This window comes from Microbacterium sp. Root553, from assembly GCF_001426995.1.
Taxonomy (GTDB): Bacteria; Actinomycetota; Actinomycetes; order Actinomycetales; family Microbacteriaceae; genus Microbacterium.
Genome location: NZ_LMFY01000001.1, coordinates 1,904,420 through 1,927,375, shown reverse-complemented (window position 1 = coordinate 1,927,375; position 22,956 = coordinate 1,904,420). Strand labels below are relative to the sequence as shown.

Annotated in this window: 21 protein-coding genes; 10 read left to right on the top strand and 11 right to left on the bottom strand. The window is 71.0% G+C overall.

Annotated features, from left to right (window positions below):
* Nucleotides 1-61 precede the first annotated feature (61 nt).
* The gene (locus tag ASD43_RS08925; RefSeq protein WP_235564087.1) at nucleotides 62-1,420 is read left to right on the top strand and encodes a hypothetical protein; all 1,359 of its coding nucleotides are present in this window, start codon (nucleotides 62-64) and stop codon (nucleotides 1,418-1,420) included.
* Here ASD43_RS08925 and ASD43_RS08920 read toward each other — a convergent pair.
* Entirely contained in the window at nucleotides 1,366-4,839 is a 3,474-nt protein-coding gene (locus ASD43_RS08920; protein WP_200946614.1) for an ATP-dependent DNA helicase, read from the bottom strand. The two genes, ASD43_RS08925 and ASD43_RS08920, sit on opposite strands and share 55 nt — an antisense overlap.
* Nucleotides 4,840-4,874: 35 nt before the next feature.
* The gene (locus ASD43_RS08915) at nucleotides 4,875-8,093 is read right to left on the bottom strand and encodes an ATP-dependent helicase (protein ID WP_056416282.1); all 3,219 of its coding nucleotides are present in this window, start codon (nucleotides 8,091-8,093) and stop codon (nucleotides 4,875-4,877) included.
* A gap of 185 nt (nucleotides 8,094-8,278) precedes the next feature.
* Here ASD43_RS08915 and ASD43_RS08910 point away from each other — a divergent pair, with 185 nt between their 5' ends.
* A complete protein-coding gene (locus ASD43_RS08910) occupies nucleotides 8,279-8,503 on the top strand; it encodes a DUF3107 domain-containing protein (protein ID WP_045255502.1) in 225 nt (74 codons plus the stop codon).
* Nucleotides 8,504-8,510: 7 nt separating this feature from the next.
* Nucleotides 8,511-8,798, top strand: coding sequence for a hypothetical protein (locus tag ASD43_RS08905; RefSeq protein WP_056416279.1), 288 nt, complete (start codon nucleotides 8,511-8,513; stop codon nucleotides 8,796-8,798).
* 31 nt (nucleotides 8,799-8,829) lie between these two features.
* On the opposite strand, the gene ASD43_RS08900 is transcribed toward ASD43_RS08905, so the two are convergent.
* Nucleotides 8,830-9,543, bottom strand: coding sequence for a ferritin-like fold-containing protein (locus ASD43_RS08900; protein WP_056416276.1), 714 nt, complete (start codon nucleotides 9,541-9,543; stop codon nucleotides 8,830-8,832).
* 166 nt (nucleotides 9,544-9,709) lie between these two features.
* Here ASD43_RS08900 and ASD43_RS08895 point away from each other — a divergent pair, with 166 nt between their 5' ends.
* Nucleotides 9,710-11,233: a DEAD/DEAH box helicase gene (locus ASD43_RS08895; protein ID WP_056416274.1), complete on the top strand. Its 1,524-nt coding sequence runs from the start codon at nucleotides 9,710-9,712 to the stop codon at nucleotides 11,231-11,233.
* 69 nt (nucleotides 11,234-11,302) lie between these two features.
* On the opposite strand, the gene ASD43_RS08890 is transcribed toward ASD43_RS08895, so the two are convergent.
* On the bottom strand, nucleotides 11,303-12,178 hold the full coding sequence (locus ASD43_RS08890) for a PHP domain-containing protein (RefSeq protein ID WP_056416271.1): 876 nt from the start codon (nucleotides 12,176-12,178) through the stop codon (nucleotides 11,303-11,305).
* A gap of 88 nt (nucleotides 12,179-12,266) precedes the next feature.
* Between ASD43_RS08890 and ASD43_RS08885 the strand changes: the two genes are divergently transcribed.
* Genes ASD43_RS08885 through ASD43_RS08875 form a run of 3 tightly spaced genes read left to right on the top strand, consistent with a single transcriptional unit; the run spans nucleotide 12,267 to nucleotide 15,656 of the window.
* A complete protein-coding gene (locus tag ASD43_RS08885; RefSeq protein ID WP_056416267.1) occupies nucleotides 12,267-13,295 on the top strand; it encodes an endonuclease/exonuclease/phosphatase family protein in 1,029 nt (342 codons plus the stop codon).
* Nucleotides 13,296-13,332: 37 nt separating this feature from the next.
* On the top strand, nucleotides 13,333-14,754 hold the full coding sequence (locus ASD43_RS08880; protein WP_056416264.1) for an aminopeptidase P family protein: 1,422 nt from the start codon (nucleotides 13,333-13,335) through the stop codon (nucleotides 14,752-14,754).
* An 8-nt stretch (nucleotides 14,755-14,762) separates the two neighbouring features.
* Complete coding sequence (locus ASD43_RS08875; protein WP_056416262.1) at nucleotides 14,763-15,656, top strand: phosphotransferase; 894 nt, start codon at nucleotides 14,763-14,765, stop codon at nucleotides 15,654-15,656.
* On the opposite strand, the gene ASD43_RS08870 is transcribed toward ASD43_RS08875, so the two are convergent.
* The 5 genes from ASD43_RS08870 to ASD43_RS08850 all read right to left on the bottom strand — a co-directional run bounded on the left by ASD43_RS08870 (nucleotide 15,648) and on the right by ASD43_RS08850 (nucleotide 18,869).
* A complete protein-coding gene (locus ASD43_RS08870; protein WP_056416259.1) occupies nucleotides 15,648-16,046 on the bottom strand; it encodes a VOC family protein in 399 nt (132 codons plus the stop codon). The genes ASD43_RS08875 and ASD43_RS08870 overlap by 9 nt on opposite strands.
* The gene (locus ASD43_RS08865) at nucleotides 16,043-16,780 is read right to left on the bottom strand and encodes a metallophosphoesterase family protein (RefSeq protein ID WP_056416256.1); all 738 of its coding nucleotides are present in this window, start codon (nucleotides 16,778-16,780) and stop codon (nucleotides 16,043-16,045) included. Before ASD43_RS08865 ends, ASD43_RS08870 begins: the two co-directional genes overlap by 4 nt.
* Nucleotides 16,781-16,792: 12 nt before the next feature.
* Nucleotides 16,793-17,443 (bottom strand): alpha/beta hydrolase family protein, encoded by a 651-nt coding sequence (locus tag ASD43_RS08860; protein ID WP_056416248.1) that lies wholly within the window; start codon nucleotides 17,441-17,443, stop codon nucleotides 16,793-16,795.
* Nucleotides 17,443-17,874 (bottom strand): DUF4870 domain-containing protein, encoded by a 432-nt coding sequence (locus ASD43_RS08855; protein ID WP_056416245.1) that lies wholly within the window; start codon nucleotides 17,872-17,874, stop codon nucleotides 17,443-17,445. The genes ASD43_RS08860 and ASD43_RS08855 overlap by 1 nt, the downstream gene beginning before the upstream one ends.
* A gap of 245 nt (nucleotides 17,875-18,119) precedes the next feature.
* Complete coding sequence (locus ASD43_RS08850) at nucleotides 18,120-18,869, bottom strand: general stress protein (protein WP_082539336.1); 750 nt, start codon at nucleotides 18,867-18,869, stop codon at nucleotides 18,120-18,122.
* 110 nt (nucleotides 18,870-18,979) lie between these two features.
* Between ASD43_RS08850 and ASD43_RS08845 the strand changes: the two genes are divergently transcribed.
* The 3 genes from ASD43_RS08845 to ASD43_RS08835 are packed head-to-tail and all read left to right on the top strand — an operon-like array spanning nucleotide 18,980 to nucleotide 21,896.
* The gene (locus tag ASD43_RS08845) at nucleotides 18,980-20,245 is read left to right on the top strand and encodes a magnesium transporter (protein WP_056416243.1); all 1,266 of its coding nucleotides are present in this window, start codon (nucleotides 18,980-18,982) and stop codon (nucleotides 20,243-20,245) included.
* Nucleotides 20,245-20,781: a DUF1003 domain-containing protein gene (locus tag ASD43_RS08840; RefSeq protein WP_056416240.1), complete on the top strand. Its 537-nt coding sequence runs from the start codon at nucleotides 20,245-20,247 to the stop codon at nucleotides 20,779-20,781. Before ASD43_RS08845 ends, ASD43_RS08840 begins: the two co-directional genes overlap by 1 nt.
* Nucleotides 20,778-21,896 (top strand): Mrp/NBP35 family ATP-binding protein, encoded by a 1,119-nt coding sequence (locus tag ASD43_RS08835; RefSeq protein WP_056416238.1) that lies wholly within the window; start codon nucleotides 20,778-20,780, stop codon nucleotides 21,894-21,896. Before ASD43_RS08840 ends, ASD43_RS08835 begins: the two co-directional genes overlap by 4 nt.
* Here ASD43_RS08835 and ASD43_RS08830 read toward each other — a convergent pair.
* The gene (locus tag ASD43_RS08830) at nucleotides 21,893-22,504 is read right to left on the bottom strand and encodes a hypothetical protein (protein WP_056416235.1); all 612 of its coding nucleotides are present in this window, start codon (nucleotides 22,502-22,504) and stop codon (nucleotides 21,893-21,895) included. The genes ASD43_RS08835 and ASD43_RS08830 overlap by 4 nt on opposite strands.
* Nucleotides 22,501-22,887, bottom strand: a complete 387-nt coding sequence (locus ASD43_RS08825; protein ID WP_045255518.1) for a twin-arginine translocase TatA/TatE family subunit — start codon at nucleotides 22,885-22,887, stop codon at nucleotides 22,501-22,503. The genes ASD43_RS08830 and ASD43_RS08825 overlap by 4 nt, the downstream gene beginning before the upstream one ends.
* Nucleotides 22,888-22,956: the final 69 nt, after the last annotated feature.

Here is a 22,956-nt window from a genome sequence, read left to right as displayed (position 1 = left end):
CTCCCTCTCTCACGGGCGTGGCGGAAGCGGGACCGCCCCTGCGTCCACCTACCCTGGGGGTATGCGACGCTCTCCTTTCACTCTAGCCGCGGCGGTGACTGCCGCACTGCCGGGCGCGGAGGTGACCGGAGCCCGCGCGCTGAGCGCCGACGGCGACGGGCGCTTCGATTCCGCCGTCGCCACGCTCGCCGACGGACGCGAACTCGCGATCCGCGTCGCGGACGACGACGAGACCGCCCGTGAACTCGCCGCAGAGGCGCTCGCGCTTCGCGCGCTCACGGCCGGTGCGCGCGCGATGCTGCCCTTCCGCGCGCCCGAGTACATCGGCGAGACCCGTCTGGGCGACTCCCGTGCGCTCGTGACCGAGCTGCTGCCCGGATTCCAGATCGAGGCGGCCATGGTCCCGGCGGGACGCGGCGCGGCCGAATCGATGGGCACCGCGATCGCCGCCGTGCACACCCTGCCGACGTCCGTCGTGCGCGGAGCCGGCCTCACCACCCGCTCGGCGCAGGAGAGCCGCGACGAGCTCATCCGCCTCGTCGATGCCGCGGCATCCACCGGTCGCGTCCCGGCCCGCCTGACGATCCGCTGGCGCGACGCCGTCGCGGACGACGACCTGTGGCGTTACGAGTCGACCGTGGTGCTCGGAGGCGTCCAATCCACCTCCTTCCTCTTCCGCGACGACCCGGATCTCGGCCCCGAGGTCACCGGTCTCCTCGGCTGGCACTCGCTGTCCGTCGGCGACCCCGCCATCGACCTCTCGTGGCTCTCGGCGGCCCCCGACGCGGCGGATGACGTGCATGCGGCGTACGCCAGGGCCGCCGACCGCGGCACCGACGCCGCACTCGAGGTCCGTGCGCGGTTGCACGCCGAGCTGGAGTTCGCCCGCTGGCTCGTGCACGGCAACTCGCTGCGTCGGCAGGACATCGTCGATGACGCCGCCGCGCTGCTCGAGTCGCTCGCCGACGGCCTGCACGACGACGACCTCGGCGTGATCGCCTCGCGACGTGACGGTGTCGACTCGGCACTCGACGCATTGGACCGGGTGCCTGCTGCCGCCGTCGCGGACGTGGACACGTCGATGCAGACCGATGCGTACAACCCGAACGAGCTGTGGCACGACGAAGACGCCACCGGAGACATGTCCGATGCCGCTGCAGAGGCCGCGCGCCGTATGCAGGTGGGCAGCCTCGCGACCGAGGACCTCTCGTCCGTGCGCGCGGACGAGCACCGGGATCAGGCACCGGGACGCCCGGGTGACGCGCAGCGCCGCGACGACGCCGTTGAAGCGCACCCGTCGGTCGACGCCGCCGACGGATCGGACGAGTCGTCCCCCGAGGACGAGGCTCACCCCGAGGACGAGGCTCAGCGCGCGGCGCGTGCTGCGCTCCAGCGCTGGAAGAGCTCGGACTCGGAGTAGATCCGATCACCGCGGATGATCAGGTCGTCGGCGACGTAGTAGAGCGCCACGTCGATCTCCTCGAGCGGCACCCCGAAACGGCGATGGTAGGCGAGCCGGTAGAGCGCGAGCTGCAGCATCCGCTCTTCTCTCTCCTGCGCCGTGCGCGGCGCCTTTCCCGTCTTCCAGTCGACGATCTCGATACGACCACCGCGGTCCTCCCTGCGGTACACGGCGTCGAGCTTGCAGATCACGATGTGGCCGTCGTCGCCCGAGGCCGCGCCTCCCCCGAGTGCGAAGTCGATCTCGATCTCGACGGCGAGGGGCTGCCGTCCCGCCCATTCGCTGCGCTCGAAGATCTCCTGGAGCGTCTCGAGATCGGCCGCATCCGCCGGCGAGACCACCGCGCCTCCGATGTCCTGCCCGAAGGGGGCGTCGTCTTCGTCGTCGATCTCCCAGAGGGCCTCGTCGACGCGCCGCCCCACTCCGACGAGTTCGCTCCGACGCTCCACCCAGGCATGGAAGAGCGTGCCCAGACGGGTCTGCCGGTACGGCCGCTCCGGCATGGGGCGGACGATCGATGACAGCGTGCCCCCGAAGTCCGTGACGTAGTCCTTGAAGCGAGAGGCAGGGACGCGGGTGGGCGGCGGTGCGTCGGTCCCTCGCATGCGCGCGGCTCGTTCGGCCAGGAGCCTCGACAGCTCGGGAGAGGCGGCCGGCTCGCTCTCTGCGGCCGCCCGAACCGCCGATGCCGCGGCCTCCACGACCCGTCGACGCGCGCCGAGGGGATCGAGCGGCCAGGTCAGCGTCGCCCCCGGCCCCTCGTAGGGGTTCTCGTCGGGGTCGACCGGCTCCACCGGTTCGAGGCCGAGGATCTCCATCGCCTCGACGAGATAGGCGCTCGGCACCCGCGGCGACTTCTGCCCGGCCCAGTGCGAGCCGCTCAGGAGCAGATCCGTACGGGCGCGTGTCACGGCGACGTACGCGAGCCGTCGCTCCTCCTGCTGCTGATAGTCGCGGTACGCGTTCTTGAAGCGGCGAAGCGCCCCACCCTGAGGCTGCGCCTTGGATATCCCGCCCGACAGCGACGACTGGGCGAGCGCCTGGCGCCTCTTCGGATCGGTCTCGTCGCCGACGGCGGACTCCGGGTCCCAGTCGAAACGCGGCAGCGCATCGCGGTCGCCGCGCAACGCGAACGGCACGACACCGAATCCGAACCATCCCGACGTGTCCGAGACGCGGCCGGGGAGCTCGTCGGCCACCAGCCTCACGACCGCGACCGAATCCCATTCCAGCCCCTTCGAGCCGTGGATGGTCAGCAGCTGCACCACTCCCGGCTCCGGGGGTTCGGGGCGCGGCATCAGCTCGTCGGTGCTCTCGGCCTTGTCGAGCCAGGCGAGCAGGCTGCCGATCGTGCCTCGCTCGTCGGCCGACAGGAATGCGCGCACCTCGTCGGAGAACGCGCGCAGCTGCGTGGCCGCGACCCGTGCGGGGCCGCGGGTCTCGTTCGCCGCGAGTTCGATGTCGAGTCGCAGCTCGAGCTCGATCAGACGGATCAGCTCGGGGATCGGCTGGGAGGTGGCTCGACGCAATCGCTCGAGCATCTCTCCGGCGGCGCGGATGCGTGAGCGCCCCGTCGCGCTGATGCCCTCGAGCAGTCGGTAGTCGTCGCGCACGGCGCGGACGATGTCGACCGCATCGATGATCGACACGGCTTCATCCGCCCCGCGGGACGAGCGCAATCGCACGCGCACCTCTTCGGGCAGGGGCATCATCGCGGTGTCGCGTTCGGCGAGCGTGCGCCCGAGATCGTAGAGCGCCGCCATGTCGGCCACCCCCACCGCGAAGCGCGGTCCGGTGAGCAGCCGTATCAGCGCCGACCCCGCGGTCGGGTCGTGCACGACCCGCAACGTCGAGACCACGTCGACCACCTCGGGCGTTGTCAGCAGCCCGCCGAGGCCGAGGATGCGGTGCGGTATCCCCCGCGCCGCGAGGGCGGCCGCGAACGTCTGCATGTGGCGCTTCGACCGGAACAGGATGGCACCGGTGTGCGGTGAGCCCGATACCGCGGCGTGCGCGACACGGCGATCGGCGAACCAGTCCGCGACCTGCTCCGCCTCGTCATCGACGGTGAAGGGGAACCGCACGTCCACCGCCCCCGCTCCCGCGCCGGGGCGAGGCTCGAGCGGTGGCACGTCGAGCGCGGGACGCCGCAGCGGCTCGAGAACGCGGTTCGCGACGTCGAGGATGCGGGTGTCGTTGCGCCAGCTCGTCATCAGACTGTAGGTCTGCGCGTCCTGCGAGGCACTCGAGAAGGTGCGGGAGAACGCGTAGAGGTTGTCGGCGCTCGCACCTCGCCAGCCGTAGATCGACTGGTGCGGGTCGCCCACAGCCATGACCGCGGAGTCGCGGAACAGCTCGGCGAGGAACCGCGTCTGGATGACGGAGGTGTCCTGGTATTCGTCGAGCAGCACCACGCGATGCTGCTCGCGCAGGGCGGCACGCACATCCGGTGCCGACTCGACGATGTCGTAGGCGCCGCCGACCTGGTCGGCGAAGTCCAGCACCCCCCGGCGCTCCTTCTCGGCGATGTACTCCCGCACGAGTTCGGCGAGGGCTTCCAGGCTCCGGAGGTTGCTCGCCGCCTTCTCGACGTCGGCATTGCCGCGGTAGGGCTCGAACTGCCCGGCCTGCTCTCGGGCGAGGGCGACGGCGCGATCGAGGTCGACCCTGTGGTCGAGCACGTCGCCGGCCAGGCGCTGCACGGCGTCGATCACCGTGCCGAGCGCGAAGTCGATGTCCTCCAGCTCGGGCAGGTCGGAGCGGAGCACGACCTCGCGCGCGAGCATCCAGGACGCCGCCTGGCTGAGCATCGCGACGTCCGTGTCACGACCGATGCGGGCGGCATGCTCCCGCACGATGCCGTCGGCGAAGGCGTTGTAGGTCGACACCGTGGGCCGGATCATCAGCTCCTCGGCGGCGCGCGGCGTGGCCGGATCCCAGCCCGTGCCGTGCTGCGCCGCGAGCTCGTCGAGCACGTGCAGACGCACCAGCTCACGCTGCCGTCCCGGTGCCGCGTCGTCGACGCGTCGGAGTGCGCCGGACGACACGATCTCGGGCAGGAACGGCAGCAGTCCGCGCCGTCCGTACTCATCGATGACGGCCAGCCGTGCGCCGATGCGCTCGCCCAGCTCGCCGGCGGCCTTGCGTGTGAAGGTGAGTCCGAGGACCTCGTCTCGACGCACGTGACCGTTCGCGACGAGCCACACGACACGACCCGACATCGTCTCGGTCTTCCCGCTGCCCGCGCCCGCGACGACGAGCGCGGGCGTCGGCGGCGCTTCGATCACACGCTGCTGCGCGGGAGTGGGGGGCGGCTGCCCGAGCGCGGCCGCGACGTCCGTCGCGGAGATCCCTCGTGTGCCTGGCCAGTGTCCGATCTCCGCGGCGGCGGCCACCGGCACCGCGTCGAGGCTCACGAGCTCACCGCCGGCACCGTATGGATGCGGCACGGATTCACCCGACGCTGCGTGTCGGCGCAGTGCGACTCGACCTGCGCGGTGAAGCTCGACGCCGACATCCCCCTCGCCGCCTCGCCGACGCGCCGGAGGAACGCTTCTCTGGCCTCATCGCCCAGGGTGTGCTGGTGAGCCACCCGGTAGTCGCTCTTCGCCAGCGTCTTCGAGACGATCACGAGGCGGGCCCCCGCGAGCGCATCTGCGGGCGCGCCCTCGATGAGTCCCTGCTGCACGGCGACCTGATACGCCGCGAGCTGCGCGTGCTCGGTCACGGCAGGGTCTGACTCGGGATCGCTTCGCCCGGTCTTGAGATCGACGACGACCACCCGCTCGCGACCCGCGTCGCCCTCGATGGGCTGCCACTTCTGACCTCGCGCATGAGGATGATCACCCGCCCCCGGCGGGTACAGCTCGACACGGTCGATGTAGCCGTGGATGACGGCCCGGTTCGCGGCGTCTTCGTCGACGGGGTGCACGCCCGGCGGGGCGTCGGTGTCGCCGGCGACGTCGACCGCGAACCGGAACTCCACCTCGCTGGCGAGCTCCCGGCCGCCGTCGCGGCGCACATCACCGAGATAGGTGTGTAGGCGATCGACGAGGATGTCGGCACGTCGGCGCTCCTTGCGTCCGATCCACGCGGTCTCGAAGTCGAGCTCCGGCCAGTGCTCGGCCACGACCTCCCGCATCCGCTCGAGGTCACCGTCGGGCACCTTCTCCATCGCCTCGTGGATGATCGTGCCGATGCCCGCGGTCGGAGGCATCACCGTGTCGCCGCCCAGCGCGGAGACCGCCCAGTTCAGACCGCACTCCTCGTACGACTCCATCCTCGACGGCGACACGCGGGCGCCCTCCGTCGCGAGGTCTCGCAGCGCGCTGACCGTCGACGGCGCCGCGATGCCGTACCAGTCGGCCGGGTCCGCTCCGGGGACGCCCTCCCTCGCCAGCACGGCGAGCTGACCTGCGGCCTCGCGTCGATCCGCCGCCGACGCGGAGGAGGTCAGCACTCGTCGGTGACGGGCGACGAGTCCGCGCAGGGTAAGCGGATGCTCGGCGGAGGCGTGCAGGCCCGGGGGCTCGGGTGGCGGGAGGAAGGCGAAGAACGGGCTGGGCGTCAGATCGTCGTCGTCGACCGCGGTGATGAGGAGCCGCCGCTGCGCCCGCGAGATGGCGCGCACGAAGAGTCGCAGCTCGTCGTGGAGTGCGGTGCGGCGGCGGTCGAGGGCACCCGGCGCGTGCTCCGCCGTCCCGGTCCTCGCCGCGATGAGCGCATCCGCCAGACGCCAGGTCTGCAGCAGTCCGCCCCGCAGACGCACGTTCGGCCAGATGCCGTCCTGCACCCCGGCGACCACGACGGCGTCGTATTCGGTGCCGAGCGCCGTGGCGGGCGTGAGCAGGGTCACCCTGCCCGGCCGGTCGGGGCTCGAGAGGGAGTCCTCGGGGACCTCGCTGTCGAGCACGTCGCGCACGAACACCTCCGCCCTCTCGTTCGGGGTGCGCTCGACGAAGCGCTTGGCGGCGCCGAACAGGGCGACGAGCGCGTCGAGGGCGCGTGCGGTCTCGGCACCGCTCGCCTGCAGCGACATCTCGCGCCAGGCGATCTGCAGCTTCCGCCCGTCGACCGCGCGTGCGGCGTCCCAGACCCGCCAGAGCAGGTCGTGGATCGTCTCGCCCGCCGCGGCCCCCGCCGACACCTCGGCGACGGTCTGCGCGAAGCGCGCCGCCGTGCGGGACTCCTGGGCGTCGATCAGCTCGAGGTGCGCCGGTGCCGTCAGCGCCTGCACCAGCAGTTCGCGCGCCGGAGTGGACCCGCCGTGCCCGAGCTCGAGATGCCGCAGCCGCGCGCGCAGCCGCCGGAGCCCGATCGCGTCCATCCCGCCGAACGGCGTGCGCAGTGCCTCCTCCCAGTCCTGCGCGGTGCGCTCGTCGGGAGGAATGAGCGCCAGGCGGACGACCCCCACGATGTCGCGCACGACCGACTCGCTGCCGAGCGGTCGCTGCACCCCCGCCGCCCTGGTCGGGATCTCCCGTGCGGCGAGCTCGGCCTCGAGCTCGCTCACCTGGCGGGTGTCGTGGGCGATCACCGCCATCCGGTCCCAGGGCACGTCGTCGCTCAGATGCCATCCGCGCATGACCCCCGCGATGCGGTCGAGCTCCTCGTAGGGAGAGGGAGCCACGAATGTCGCGACCGTGGCGGGCGTCTCCGTCGCATCCGGCGGCAGCGGCGCTCGGCGGTGCTCGACGCGCCCCGAGACGCCGATCGCCTGGGTGACCGTGCGCGTGAGCGCGGTGAGTGCGGGCTCCTGACGGTGGGGGTCGTCGAGCACGTGCACCGCGCCGAGTTCCGCGGCGAGGTCGGCGAAGAGCTCGGGACTCGCGCCGCGGAACGCACCCGAGGAGATGTCGGGGTCGCCGAAGGCGAACACCGCGATCCCGCGTCGCCGCAGGGCCTGCACGACGGCCACGCCCCCGCGCGTGAGCTCCTGAGCGTCGTCGATCAGCACCACGGCCAGGTCGGAGAGCGGTCCGAGAGCCGCCGCGTCGGCGGTCTGCAGGATCGTGCTGGCCTCGGCGAGAAGATCGGCCGCGTCGCGATGGGAGGCGCGCGCCATGTCGAGCACCGCCCGGTACTCGACGAGGAAGTCGGCGGCCGCCGTCCAGACCGGATCGCCCGTCGCCCGCAGTTCGGCGGGCCGGGCGCCGAGCTCGACGCAGGCGTCGATGAACGCCCGCAGCTCCGAACGGAATCCCTTCGATGCCCGGACGGAGGGACTCAGGGCCTCGGGCCAGTCGATGTGCGCGTCTTCGGTGTCGCCCGCGAGCAGCTCGGAGATCAGCCGGTCCTGATCGGCACCGGTCAGCAGCGCCGGCGGCTCCGCTCCGGCGCGGACCATCGCTCCGCGCACGATCTGGAAGGCGAAGGAGCCGAGCGACCGGGCCAGCGGTCCGGGGGTGGCCTGGGCGATGCGCACACCGATCCGGTCGCGCAGCGCGGTGGCGGCCTGTCTGCTGGGCGTGAGCACAAGAACCTGCTCGGGACGCATCCCGACCGTGTCGAGGAGCCGCACCACGCGCTCGGTGAGCGCGCGGGTCTTGCCCGTGCCCGGCGCACCGATGACGACTGCGGATGCCGTCGCATCGGCGCCGATCACGGCGTTCTGCGCGGCATCCTCTGTCATGTCCTCCACGCTACTGGGGCCCGGCGACATCGTCGGCTCCGGCGATCCGGCACCCCTGTGCGCTCAGGGCGAAACCGGGCGTGCGGAGGATCCCCGCCGGTCAGCGCCCGGTAGAGTTGGGCGCAGTCGTCGACCTCCGTGGTCGACTCGACCGCAGCATCGTCGACTGGAAAACAGGAGTACGCGTGGAAATCCGCATCGGCATCACCAACACCGGCCGCGAGCTCAGCTTCGAGACCGCCTCGAGCGCGGACGAGGTCCGCAGCCAGGTCTCCTCCGCTCTCGAGCAGAACACGGCCCACCTGAGCTTCTCCGACGTCAAGGGCAACTCGTACCTGGTCCCGACCGCGAACCTCGCCTACATCGAGCTCGGCACCGAGGAGTCCCGTCGCGTCGGCTTCTTCGCCTGACACCGCGATGTACATCCTGCTCGCGCTCATCGGGGCGTGCGTCCTCGGCGTCGCCGCCCATTTCCTGATCGGCGGGCGGGAGCTCCGAGGAGTCGCCCTGACCCCGGCGATCGCCACGGCTCTGTCCGCTGTCGTCTACACCGGGCTGCAGTGGCTCGGCGTCGGCGAGGACAACCTCTGGCTGTGGGTCGCGAGCGTGCTCGGCTCCGTCGTGGTCGCCGCGGCGCTGACGATCGCCATCGTCGCGGCGCGCACCCGAGCGGATGCCGAGAACAAGGCCGCCCTCGGCATCTGATCCCGGCGCGACCGCCCAGCCCGGGAGTCGATCAGGACGCGAGTCCCATCGCGTCCATCCGCCGGGCGTGAGCACCCATGAGCTCGGTGTAGACCAGTTCGACCCTGTCCTCGCTCATCGCCGCGAGCTCGGGCTGACGCAGAGCCGACCGGCACACGAGGATCGTGTCGCCGACCAGGCGGCGCGCCCACATCGACAGCAGCGAGCGCCATTCCCCGTCTCCGTCGATCGTCTCCTGGATGATCGCGACGATCTCGTGCCTGGCGTCGTCCTCGCCGAGGATCGCGGCGACCCGCTCTCCCGTCTCGCCGTAGCTCGAGGCGAGTGCGAAGTAGAAGTCGTCGAGCATCCCCGCCGTGATGTAGACGGCCAGGAGCGTCTCGCGCGGCCGTGCGCCGATCGTCTTGCGTCGGAACGCGTCGAGGTTCTCGCGGAACGGCAGCATGAGCTGCGTCGGGTCGTCGCCGCGCGCGGCGATGAGGTCGACGATGGCCCGGTGCTTGGTCAGGGCGGCGCCCGCCGCTCGGGAGAGGGACTCCTTCTCGCTCAGCTCGGGGGTCGCTCTGATCAACCGGGTGAGCGTCTCGAAGTAGCCGAGCTGCAGATAGGCGGCCTGCCCGAGGAATCGCGGCAGCTCGGGGGCGAGCTCGGCGAAGTCGACGCGGGTCGCCGCGCCCTGATCACCGCGACTGCGCAACGTCATCGTGCGTCGGGGCGCCCTACGCCTCCAGAACCAGTTCACCACGGGCTTCACATTACTCGGACGACGCGCACTTCCTGTCCGGGCGACCCCCTCGGGTAGGCTGTCGTTGTCCCCGCCGTCGGAGCGGGGCCCGCGCCTGTGGCACAAGAGACGGCGTGGATCCGTGAACATGGCGATCTTCGCAGGTCGCCGGACAGGCATCTGAACATTGACTACCTTCGCTGATCTCGGAATCGATCCGGACATCGTCGACGCACTCGCCGCCAAGGGCATCGTCGACGCCTTCCCGATCCAGGAGCAGACCATCCCCCTCGGCCTTCCCGGCCAGGACATCATCGGCCAGGCAAAGACCGGAACCGGCAAGACCTTCGGTTTCGGCATCCCCGTCGTCCAGCGACTGGGGCTGAACCCCGAGCACGGCGTCAAGGCCCTCATCGTGGTGCCGACCCGTGAACTCGCGGTGCAGGTGTACGAGGACATCGACCTGCTGACCAGCAACCGCTCGACCAGCGTCGTCGCCATCTACGGCGGCAAGGCCTACGAGGGCCAGGTCGACCAGCTCAAGGCCGGAGCGCAGATCGTCGTCGGCACCCCCGGTCGACTCATCGACCTCGCGGGTCAGCGACTGCTCGACCTCTCGAACGCGACCGAGGTCGTTCTCGACGAGGCCGACAAGATGCTCGACCTCGGCTTCCTCGCCGACATCGAGAAGATCTTCCAGAAGGTCCCCGCGGTGCGTCACACCCAGCTGTTCTCGGCGACCATGCCCGGACCGATCGTGGCGCTCGCGCGCCGGTTCATGACGAACCCGATCCACATCCGCGCGAACGACCCCGACGAGGGGCTCACGCAGGCCAACATCAAGCACCTCGTCTACCGCGCGCACTCGCTCGACAAGGATGAGATCATCGCCCGCATCCTGCAGGCGGAAGGTCGCGGCAAGACCGTGATCTTCACCCGCACGAAGCGTGCGGCGCAGCGCCTCGTCGACGAGCTCGGCGACCGCGGCTTCAACGTCGGCGGCGTGCACGGGGACATGGGTCAGGATCAGCGCGAGCGCTCGATGGCCGCGTTCAAGGCCGGCAAGCGCGACGTGCTCGTCGCGACCGATGTCGCGGCCCGCGGTATCGACGTCGACGACGTGACCCACGTCATCAATCACACGATCCCCGACGAGGACAAGACGTACCTGCACCGCGCCGGCCGGACCGGCCGCGCCGGCAAGACCGGCATCGCGGTGACCTTCGTCGACTGGGAGGACCTGCACAAGTGGGCGCTGATCAACCGCGCCCTCGAGTTCGGTCAGCCTGAGCCGGTCGAGACGTACTCGTCGAGCCCGCACCTGTTCGAGGAGCTGAACATCCCGGCGGGCACCAAGGGCCGCCTCGTGTCCGCGCCCAAGACGCCGTCGGTGAAGACCGAGCGGTCGCCGCGCCCCGAGCGCGCCGCCGTCGTAGCCGCAGAGGGCACGGACGAGGGCGGAACCCGCCGTCGTCGGCGTCGCCGCGGCGGCGCGAACCCGGTGGGCTCCACGTTCGCGGAGGGCGCGGAGACGTCGACCTCGGCGGATTCGCCGTCCGACTCGTCGGCCGACCGCAGCGCCGAGGGCGCCGGAACGCACGACGGCGCCGGCAAGGAGCACCACGACGGAAAGCCTGCTCCGGCTCGTCGCCGTCGCCGCCGCCGCGGCGGCTCGGGCGGCGCGGGAGCAGCTCCGGTCGTCGGCGCCTGAGCGCCACTCCGACGGATCGATGAGAGGGGCGGATGTCGCAGACGCGGCATCCGCCCCTTCGTCGTCCCCTCAGGGATACCGCGGCGACGACCCGGAGGCCCGCTCGATCAACCGCTCCACCATGGCATCCGCTGTCGTGTTCTCGCCCGGGAGGTTCGGCTTGCCGGTGCCGTGGTAGTCGCTGGAGCCGGTGACGATCAGGTCGTGCGCGGCGACGACCGCGCGCAGCGTCCTCTTGCCGGCTTCGGTGTTCTCGCGGTGGTCGATCTCGAATCCGCCGAGGCCCGCGGCGATCAGCGTCTCGAGGAACGACACCGGCATCATGCGGTCGCGTCCGACGGTGACGGGGTGCGCGATGATCGCGACTCCCCCGGCATCCGTGATCAGCCGCACCGCGGTCAGCGGATCGGGGGCGTAGTGCGGCTCGTAGTATCCCTCACGCGGATGCAGGATGCCGTCGAACGCCTCTGTGCGGTCCTTGACGATCCCGCGGGCGACGAGCGCATCGGCGATGTGCGGCCGGCCGACGGTGGCATCCCGCGTCGTCTGGGCGAGGACATCGTCCCAGTCGAGGTCGTAGTCGCGCCCGATGCTGCGGACGATGCGCTCCGCGCGCCCGATGCGGTCGTCGCGGATCCGATCGGTCTCGGCCCGCAGAGCCGGATCGAGCGGATCGAACAGGTAGCCGAGCACATGCACGCTGCGCCATTCGTGCTTCGCGGAGAGTTCCATGCCGGGGATGAACGTCATGCCCAGCTCGGCCGTCGCCGCGGCGGCCTCGTCCCACCCGGTGGTGCGGTCGTGGTCGGTCAGCGCCATCGTCCGCACGCCGAATCGCTGCGCCTGGCGCACCACCTCCGCCGGCGGTTCCGTGCCGTCGGAGTGGTTGGAATGCATGTGCAGGTCGGCGGGACCGGCGAAGCGGGCGGAACGAGCGAGAGCCATCCTCCGAGCGTACCGACGACAGCGCGGCCCGGGGCTCCGTGCTCACCGCGGCAGGGTCTTCACAGCGACGCCTTCTAGGCTGGAGCGGATGCTTCGACTACTGGGGATTCTCGTCACGGTGCTGCTCGCGATCGCGACGGCGATCGCGGTGTGGCCGCAGTTCTTCCACCTCGAGCAGACCTACCCGTTCGCGCAGATCGTCGCGGCCAGGGGCGTCGTGCTCGCGGCCTTCCTCGTGGCCGCGGTGGTCGCTCTGCTGCTCCTGCTCGCCAGGCCGCTGCGCGGCTTCGCGGCGTCCGTGCTGATCATCGCACTGATCGGCGCCGGTGCGACGGGACTCATCGGGCTCCAGCGCGGATTCGGCGGCGACACGCTCCCGGCGGCGACCGACACGAGCGTCCGCGTGCTCACCTGGAACACCGCGGGCGACGAGGTCTCGGCCGACGAGGTGGCGGGGCAGATCCTCGAGCGCGGCGCCGACATCGTCGCCCTGCCCGAGACCACGGAGGAGGTCGGCGAGCAGATCGCCGTGTCGCTGCGGGATCAGGGGCATCCGATGTGGGTGCACCACGTGCAGTTCCAGCCGGATGTCGTCGACGGTCCGAAGTCGTGGCACACCACGGTCCTCGTCTCCCCCGACCTCGGCGAGTACTCGGTGATCCCGTCGTCGGAGGACGGCTCGAACAACACCGGCTCCGTCCCCAGCGTGGTGCTGATGCCGGTCGACGCGAACGCCGGAGGACCGGCGATCGTCGCCGTGCATGCCGTGGCACCGCGCATGGAGGACATGGCGCAGTGGCAGAGCGATCTGCGTTGGATCGCCGATCAGTGCCCGACGGGCGACTTCATCCTCGCCGGCGATTTCAACGCCACGATCGACCACATGGCGGGTCTCGGCGTCGACGGCGGCGACATGGGGTACTGCAGGGATGCCGCCTCGCGCACCGGGAACGGCTACAGCGGAACCTGGCCGAGCTCGCTCCCGGCACTGCTGAGCACCCCCATCGACCACGTGATGGCATCACCGAACTGGGTGCCCACCGGGTCCGTGGTGATCGACGACGCCACCGGCAGCGACCACCGAGGACTCGTGGTGCAGCTCGAGCCCGCGGGCTGAGATCCCGCGCGCTCCGCGCAGGTGACAGACTGGAGCGATGAGCACCGCAGAACGCGACACGATCGCCGAGCCCACGACAGAGACCCCCGTCGAAGCGACGACCACGAACCGCAAGCAGCCGTTCCCCCGCGGCTTCCTCGACACGATCTCGACGGGATGGGCCGAGCGCCCGGAGTCGGTTCCGGCTCCCCGACCGCAGGCGTCGTTCGCCGCGACGCGTCGCGCCGCCGTCTCCGCAGCCTTCCCCGGCCGGCGTCTGGTCATCCCCGCGGGCTCGCTCAAGCAGCGCAGCAACGACACCGACTACCCCTACCGCGCGCACTCCGCGTTCGCACACCTCACCGGCTGGGCGGCAGACGCCGAGCCCGACTCGGTGCTCGTGTTCGAGCCGACCGACGGCGGACACGACGTCACTCTGTACTTCCGCGAGCGCGCCGACCGCACGACGACCGAGTTCTATGCCGACGCGACCGTCGGCGAGTTCTGGATCGGCCCCCGCCCCTCGCTCGCGGGCGTCGCCGCCGACCTCGACATCGCCACCGAGCACCTCGACCGCTACGCCGGCGTCGACGGCGAGCTGGTGCTGGAGGAGGACGACGACCTCACTCGTTTCGTCTCCGAGCTGCGGCTGATCAAGGACGAGTTCGAGATCGCCGAGATGCGCCGCGCCGTCGACATCACCGCCCAGGGGTTCGACGACGTCATCCGCTCTCTTCCCGACGCGATCGCGCACGCCCGCGGCGAGCGCGTCGTCGAGGGCGTCTTCCATCGCCGCGCCCGCGAGGACGGGAACGGCGAGGGCTACGACACCATCGCCGCATCGGGCCCGCACGCCTGCTACCTGCACTGGACGCGCAACGACGGCACCGTGGTTCCCGGCGACCTGATCCTCGTGGATGCCGGCGTCGAGGCCGACAGCCTCTACACCGCCGACATCACCCGCACCCTTCCGGTCTCGGGCACGTTCACCGACGTCCAGCGCCGCGTGTACGAGACCGTGCGCGAGGCGGCGGACGCCGCCTTCGCCGCCGCACGCATCGGCGTGCGCTTCCGCGAGGTGCACGAAGCCGCGATGCGCGTGATCGCCGAGCGCGTGGCCGAGTGGGGTCTGCTCCCCGTCACCGCCCAGGAGGCGCTCGACGGCGACGCCGGCGGACACCACCGTCGGTACATGGTCCACGGCACGTCGCACCACCTCGGCATCGACGTGCACGACTGCGCGCAGGCCCGACGCGAGATGTACTACGACGGGATCCTGGCACCGGGGATGGTGTTCACGATCGAGCCCGGCCTGTACTTCCAGATCGACGACCTCACCGTTCCGGTCGAGTACCGCGGCATCGGCGTGCGGATCGAGGACGACATCCTGATGACGGAGGACGGACCGGTCAACCTCTCGGCGGACATCCCCCGCACCGCCGACGAGGTCGAGGCCTGGATCGCTCGGGTCCAGGGCTGACCTCGAGGATGCATGAGGGCGAGCTCGAGCTCGCCGATGACGCCGCCGCGCGGCTGATCATCGGAAGATTCCCCGAGTTCGCCCTCCTTCCGCTCCGACCCGTGCACGCCTCGGGGACCGTGAACCGGATCATCCGCATCGGCGATGATCTGGCGGCACGGTTCCCGCTGCTGCCCGCGACCGAGACGGCGCTGGCCGCGGAGGCCGAGGCGATGTCCGAGTTCGCGCAGACCTGCACCGTCGCGGCACCGCGGCCCGTCGGCATGGGCGAGCCGACCCCCGAGTATCCGTCCGCCTGGGCCGTGCAGACCTGGGTGCCCGGAGAGACCGCGAGTCACGATCACCAGGAGGCATCCGATTCGCTGGCGATGGACCTCGCCGAGCTGATCGCGTCGCTGCGGACGGCCGACGTGCGCGGACGTGTCTTCGACGGGCAGGGCCGCGGCGGTGCCCTCACCGACCATGACGAGTGGATCGCGCTGTGCATCGCCCGGAGCAGCCATCTGCTCGACACCGCTCGCGTGCAGCGACTGTGGCGCGCACTGCGTGTCGTTCCCCCGTCCGGCCCCGATGTCATGAGTCACCGGGACCTGACGCCGTTCAACCTCCTGGTGTCGGGCGATCACCTGGTCGGCGTCCTGGACGGCGGCGGCTTCGGACCGGCTGACGCTGCGCTCGACCTCGTCGGCGCCTGGCATCTGTTCGACGGCCCGCGTAGTCAGATCCTCCGCGACCGCCTCGATTCAGGCGAGGCTGAATGGCTGCGCGGCGCGGCCTGGGCGCTGCAGCAGGCGATGGGACTGGTCTGGTACTACGAGGACTCGAACCCGGACATGAGCGCTCTCGGACTCTCCACGATGCATCGGCTGCTCGCCGACGCCGACCTCGCGTCGCTACTCTGACGTCGGGTCGGCGACGATCTCGACTTTGAAGCCCTGGGCGTTCTCCGCCCACCCGGCGTAGTGGTCCGGTCCCCCGGCATGCGGGTACCTCTCCTGATACAGCGGACGCCACCCGTGGGCGTCCGCATCCGCCAGCACGGCGTCGACCTCGGCGCGCGTGCCGCCCCAGAACGCCAGGTGGTTCACGCCCGCACGACGCCGATCGTGTGCGGAGGACGTGAGGTTCGGGGAGGCCGTGACCGTCACGTAGGCGCCCCCTGCGGTCCAGGTACGTCCGTCCGCCCACTCCCCGGTGAGCTCGAACCCGAGTCGCGCGAGCATCCAGCTCCAGCTCTCGACGACCTCGTCGAGGCGCGGCACCCAGATCTCGACGTGATGCAGGCCTCTCACGACTGGCGGCCGCGGAACACGGCGGTGCGGAGCTCGATCGACCACACGTCGGTCGTCGGCATGTCGAGCGACTGGGCGACGGCGATCTCCGCCTCGATGTCGTACGGCACCCGCACGAACTGCACGGCGAAGGGGTCGTCGGACGACGACCCTCCTTCGAGGACCACGTACGACGACACGGGCGTGTCGAGCGGGTTTCCGACGCTGCCGACGTTGAACAGCGTGCGTCCGTCGTTCGTCTCGATGTAGGCGTCGTGGATGTCCGCATAGCCGACCACCTCCGGCAGCGGTCCGTCGCCGGTCATCTCCGTCGCCTCGAACATCGCCGAGAACTGCTCGGGCGTGTGGTGGTGGTGCACCCTGACGTGCGGACTCTGCGCCGATGCGTGGAACAGGCGGATCCGCCGGCCGCTGAGCGCGATGTCGACGCTCAGCGGAAGCGCACCGAGCCATGCCCTGCTGGAGGGCGACAGCTCGTCACGCCACCAGAGCATCTCGGGCGGCCCGTCGTCGGGGATCGAGGGGAGGAAGTCGTCCCAGTTGCCGCGGACGCTCACCTCGCACACCGCACGGCAGCGCTGCACCGCAGCCTCCCCGCGCGGCCCCTTGCCGGCCGTGTCGCCGAGGTTGACGATGCGGGTGATCCCCCGCTGCCGGATGTCGGCGAGCACCGCGTCGAGTGCGGTCAGGTTGCCATGCACATCCGCGATCAGGGCGATTCGTTCGAGACTCACCCCACCATGCTCTCAGGGCCGCGCGAACTCCGCGACGATCGGCGCGAGAGACGCGCCGATCTCGGATGCCGGAAGCTTTCGCCCCTTCACCTCGAAGGTGTGGCCGCCGCCGTCGATCCAGACCACCCTGGCGTTCCGGCAGGTGGCGACGACGTCGTCGAACTGCGCGAGGGGCTGGATGAAGGGATCGTTCGTCCCTTCGACGAACAACTGCGGAACAGCGATGTCCGCCAGGTGCTCCGCACGCGGCTTCTCCGGCTTCCCGGGCGCATGCAGCGGATACCCGAGGTACGCGAGTCCGTCGACGACGAGGCCCTCGGCGACCGCCATCGACGCCATGCGCCCGCCGTACGACTTGCCCGTGGCCCACACCGCCGCCTGCGGATCCTGCGCGCGTGCGAACGCCACGACGGCCTTCCACGTCGCGATCGCGTGCGTGGCCGGTCCCGGCATCCGTCGCCCCTGCTCGACGTACGGGAAGTTGAACCGCAGCGTCGAGAACCCGAGTGCTCCGAGCGCGTCCGCGTACCCCTGGAGGAACGGATGGTCCTTGCCCGTGCCCGCGCCGTGCGCGACGACGACGGTCGAGCCGTTCGTCCCGGCGACCCAGTCGGCCGAGACCGTCGTCTCCCCGGCGGGCAGATCGACCGATACGGAGGGCATCAGGCGCGCAGGTAGGGAATCGCGAACGGCACGTGCATGATCTTGCCTCCCGAAGCCCGCACCATGCCCATGATGACGAGCGCCAGGTGGAAGACCGACACGGCGAAGTACAGCGTGATCGGGATCCCGATCGGGTAGAAGCCCGAGGCGGGGGAATCCGCGGTGAGGGTGGACAGGATGACGAAATGCGACACCAGCAGCACCGTCGAGACGAGGAGATACGTGAGGCCCCAGTTCAGCGCGGCGCGCGCGTTCTCCCGTGCCGCACCGCCGAATCGGCGTGAGGCTCCCCCGCTCACCGCCATCGCGATGCCCGAGGCGATCCCACCCACGAAGGGGAACGGGATCAGGATCAGCAGACCGAGCGCCCACGGCAAGAGACCACGGGGCGGGACAGCGGCGGGGTACGCACCCGCCGGGTATCCGCCCACCGGGTAGCCTTGTGCGGCCGGTGGCGCGTAGCCCTGAACGGCCGGCGGCGCATAGCCCGGAGCGGACGGTGGCGCGTAGCCCTGAACGGACGGTGGCGCATAGCCCGGCGCCTGCGGCGGTGCATATCCCGGAAGGGGCGGCGGCGACGCACTGTCCGGTGCCTGCGGCGGTGCATATCCCGGAGGGGGCGGCGGCGACGCACTGTCCGGTGCCTGCGGCGGCTCGTAGCCCTGGCCTTCGGCCATCAGGCGGTCTCCGGCGAGCGCGGCGGCACGCCGGGTGCCGACGGGTCCGACGCGCCGGTGCCGTCGGCGGGAGGTGCGGGATCGGTGGGATCGGCGGGCCGGGGCGGGATGCTCGGCTCCTCAGGCGTTCCCTGCGGCCCGCCCAGCGGCGGAGTCGCCTCGCTGCCGGGCGCCGGCTGCTCGGGCGCGGCGGGAGGGGTGGGCGCGGCGGCGCCGCCGGGGGTGATCCGCTCTCCGTACCGGGGCGGCTCGCTCAGATCCACCGGAGCACGCACGGCGGTCGGCGTCGGTGCCCCCAGCGCCAGGCGCGCCTTGGCGAGCGACGTCGCCTGCACGCGCACCTCGTAGTGATCGGCGGCGAACTGCGTGACGCTGGCGAAGTCCCGGCGGCGACGGACGATCGCATAGGTGACGAGGCTCAGCAGCATGCCGAGTGCGACACCGATGAACACGAAGCCGACGAAGAGCTGCATCGGCACCTCGGGGTTCCCGATCACGAGGATCGCGGAGAGGAACAGGCCGATGAGGATGCCGTTGACGGCGCCGGACCGCGCCGCGGCGGCGTATCCGAGCCGTCCGGTGATCCGCTCGACGGTGCGCACGCTCTGCCCGATGATCGCGATGTCGCGCGCGGGCACCTCTTGGGCGATCAGTTTCGACACCGTCTTCTGGGCGTTCTCGTAATCGCGGGTGGACGCGACGATCTCGCCCTCATCGCGGCTGTCAGCTGGACGGTTCAGCATGCTCATGCCGCCATTCTCCCATGCCCGCCACGGGGCGGAGCGGGACGCGTCGGTGGGCGACGACCCCGACACGACGACAGCGCCATCCGTCCAGGCCCGCGCACTACGCTGGACGGGTGAGCACACAACGGGTATTCGCCGCGCGCCTTGCAGGCTGCGCCGTCTTCGACCCCGTGGGCGACCGGCTCGGCAAAGTCCGTGATGTCGTCATCGTGTACCGAAGTACCGCGGCGCCCCGGGTCATCGGGCTCGTGGTCGAGATCCCCGGTCGACGGCATGTGTTCCTCTCGATCGGGCGCGTCACCTCGATCCGCGCAGGACAGGTCATCACGACCGGTCTCATCAACGTGCGGCGATTCTCCCCGCGCGCCGGTGAGGTGCGCGTCCTGGCGGAGCTGCTCGGCCGCCGGGTCAGCCTCGTCGAGGGCGGCGGATCCGCCGTGATCGAAGACGTGGCGATCGAGCCGAACCGTCTCGGGGAGTGGGCGATCAGCCAGCTCTTCCTGCGACGGCCGAAGACCAGCGCATCGCCGTTCGCCAAGGGACCGACGACCTTCGCGGCGTGGAGCGAGGTCGCCGAGCAGCGCTCCCCCGGCGAGTCGCAGTCCGCCGAGCAGCTCGTCGCGTCCTACTCCGAACTGCACGCCGCCGACCTCGCGAACACCCTCCTCGACCTGCCCCAGCAGCGCATGATCGAGGTCGCCGAAGAGCTGTCCGACGACCGCCTCGCCGACGCCCTCGAGGAGATGCCCGAAGACGAGCAGGTGCACATCCTCGACCGCCTCGGCGACGAGCGCGCCGCCGACATCCTCGACCAGATGGAGCCTGACGACGCGGCCGACCTCCTCGCCCAGCTTCCGCCGAACCGTCTGGAGCAGCTCCTCGAACTCATGGAGCCCGAGGAGGCCGAAGACGTCAGGATGCTGCTGCGCTACGGCCCCGACACCGCGGGTGGACTGATGACGCCCGAGCCGATCATCCTCTCCGCCGACGCCACGGTCGCCGAGGCGCTGGCGCTGATCCGTCGGCACGAGCTCCACCCCGCCCTCGCCGCGGCCGTGTTCGTGACGCTCCCGCCCTTCGAGACTCCCACCGGCCGCCTGCTCGGCATGGTGCACTTCCAGCGGATGCTGCGGTATCCGCCGCACGAGCGCCTCGGCGCGATCATGGACGACAGCCTCGACCCCGTCAGGGTGACGGCATCCGCCGCCGAAGTCGCGAGGATGCTGGCCAGCTACGACCTCGTGTCGCTTCCGGTCGTCGACGCCGCGCACCGCCTCGTCGGAGCCATCAGCATCGACGACGTGCTCGACTACCTCCTGCCCGACGACTGGCGCACGCATGACAGCGACGAGCCCAGCGTGCCGAAGGAGGTGCGCTGATGGCCCGGTCGCGCTCGCCGCGCCTCGACGCACCCCTCGGCCGGGGCACGGTGCGATCGCGCCCCACGTCACGCGACCGCTTCGGACGGTTCACCGAATGGGTCGCACGCGCCATGGGGACGCCGGCGTTCCTGCTCATGCTGACGCTGTTCTGCGTCGCCTGGATCTGCTGGAACACCCTGCTGCCCGACAGCCTGCGCTTCGACGACGCCGCACTCGGATTCACGGCCCTCACCCTGATGCTGTCGCTGCAGGCGTCGTACGCGGCGCCCCTGATCCTTCTCGCGCAGAACCGTCAGGACGATCGCGACCGAGTGCAGATCGAGCAGGATCGCCAGCGCGCCGAGCGCAACCTCGCCGACACCGAGTACCTCGCCAGGGAGATCGTCGCCCTGCGGATGGCGCTCGAGGAGAAGAACAATCAGGTGGTCACGCGTGATGTGCTGCGTCAGGAGCTGAAGGCGATGCTCGCCGAGCTGGGCGATGCCGACGACGCCCCCGGTGACACGCGCACCGGCGGTCGATCCTCCTCATGAGCACCGCGGATGCCGTCACCGCGGCCGTCGCGGCGGTGACCGACCCCGAGCTGAGACGCCCGATCGGCGACCTCGACATGGTGCGGGGCATCACGGTCGACGACGGCCGCGCTCACGTCGGGATCGTGCTCACGATCGTCGGGTGCCCCGCCGCAGCGCGCATCGAGTCGGACGTGCGGGCTGCGGCCGCATCGGTGCCCGGCATCCGTGCCGTGGACGTCGAGGTCGGCGTGATGACGCCGACCGAGCGCAAAGCCCTCACCGAGAAGCTCCGCGCCGGTCGGGCACCGCGGCAGATGCCCTTCGGTCCCGACTCTCTCACCCGCGTCATCCTGGTCTCGAGCGGCAAGGGCGGCGTCGGCAAGTCGACGATGACGGCCAACCTCGCCGTGGCGCTGGCCGATCAGGGACTCGCCGTCGGTCTCGTGGACGCCGACGTGCACGGCTTCTCGATCCCCGGTCTGCTGGGCATCCCCGCCGGCACACAGCCGACCAGGATCGATGACCTGATGCTGCCCCCGGTGGCGTACGGCGTGAAGACGATCTCGATCGGCATGTTCCTCCGTGACGGCGAGGCGGTCGTGGCGTGGCGAGGACCGATGCTGCACCGCACCGTGCAGCAGTTCCTGACCGACGTCTTCTTCGGCGACCTCGACATCCTGCTGATCGACATGCCTCCGGGAACCGGCGATATCGCCATCTCCATCGGCCAGCTGCTGCCGCACGCCGAGGTGCTCGTGGTGACGACCCCTCAGGCCGCCGCATCGGACGTGGCGATCCGCAGCGGTCTCGTCGCCCGCCAGACGGGTCAGCGGGTGATCGGCGTGGTCGAGAACATGGGCGCCTTCACGCTTCCGGACGGCACCGTCGTCGATCTGTTCGGCTCGGGCGGCGGCGCGGCCGTCGCGGCGGCGCTGTCGGAGACGGCCCCCACGCCCCTGCTCGCGTCGATACCGCTGAGCCCCGCGCTCCGTGCCGGCGGCGACGCCGGTCTCCCCCTCGTGCTCGACGACTCCGACGATCCCGCAGCCGTCGCGATCCGCGAGCTCGCCCGCACGCTGGCGACGCAGGGCCGCGGTCTCGTCGGCCGCTCGCTGCCGATGACGCTGGGCTAAGAGCGGCGTCCGCGCGCCCCGGTGATCAGTCTCCGAACAAGGATCACCAGCGGAAGGGACACGGCCAGAGGTGGGCACATCACCGCGCCGGCGGTCAACAGGGTCCCCTGGGCGAAGTCCGCGCCGCCGGTGCGGCCGAGTCCGATGCTGCCCTGCCCGATCGAGTCCCCCGCCACGAGGAATCGTCCGTCGTACGTGTCGAGGGAATCCCGGCACGTCACACGGTGCGCACCGGATTCTGCCGCGGTGAACTGCGACGCCTGCACGAACCCGGGCCGAGGCGTCATCCACCACAGCACGTCGTCCCAGCTCAGTGCGGAGGGACCGCGCTGCGGGCGTACGTCGTGATCGGGACCGACGGCTCGACACTCCATAGTGCCCAGCGACGCGGAGATGCCACTGGCCCAGATGCCGACCCGCTCGCCCTCCTCGAGGTCGACGACCGTCGTCGTCCCGAGGGGCACGTCCTCTGCGGCCTCGATCGACCGCACGATCGGCAGCACCCAGAGGATCCAGATGAGGGCGCCGGCAACGGCGCAGACGACGGCCGCGAAGAACGCCATCCTGTCCCGGCTGCGAAGCCGGTCGGGATCGAGCGTCCGCGTCACGTGGCTTCGGGATCGTACGGCGGAGGGCTCGACATCGAGAACTCCGGGCGCACCCTCGGCGTGCTCACGGGCTTCACCGCGGGTTCGGCGACCACGGCGTCGGCTCGCGCCGGCCCCGGTGACGCATCGTCCTCGAAGAGGGCATCGCGGATGATCCGCCGCGGGTCGTACTGGCGCGGGTCGAGTTTGCGCCAGTCGACGTCGTCGATCTCGGGGCCCATCTCGTCACGGACCCGCGACTTGGTGTCGCGCAGGAACTCGCCCGCACGGCGCGCGAGTTTCGCGACGCTCTCGGCGTAGCGCGGCAACCGCTCCGGTCCGACCAACAGCACGGCGATCAGACCGATCAGCAGCAGCTTCTCGAAGGTGATCCCGAACTGCATCTGTCCAGGCTACCGCCGCGCCTGCCCAGACGCCGCGCACCGAGCGCATACCCTGGGAGAACACACATC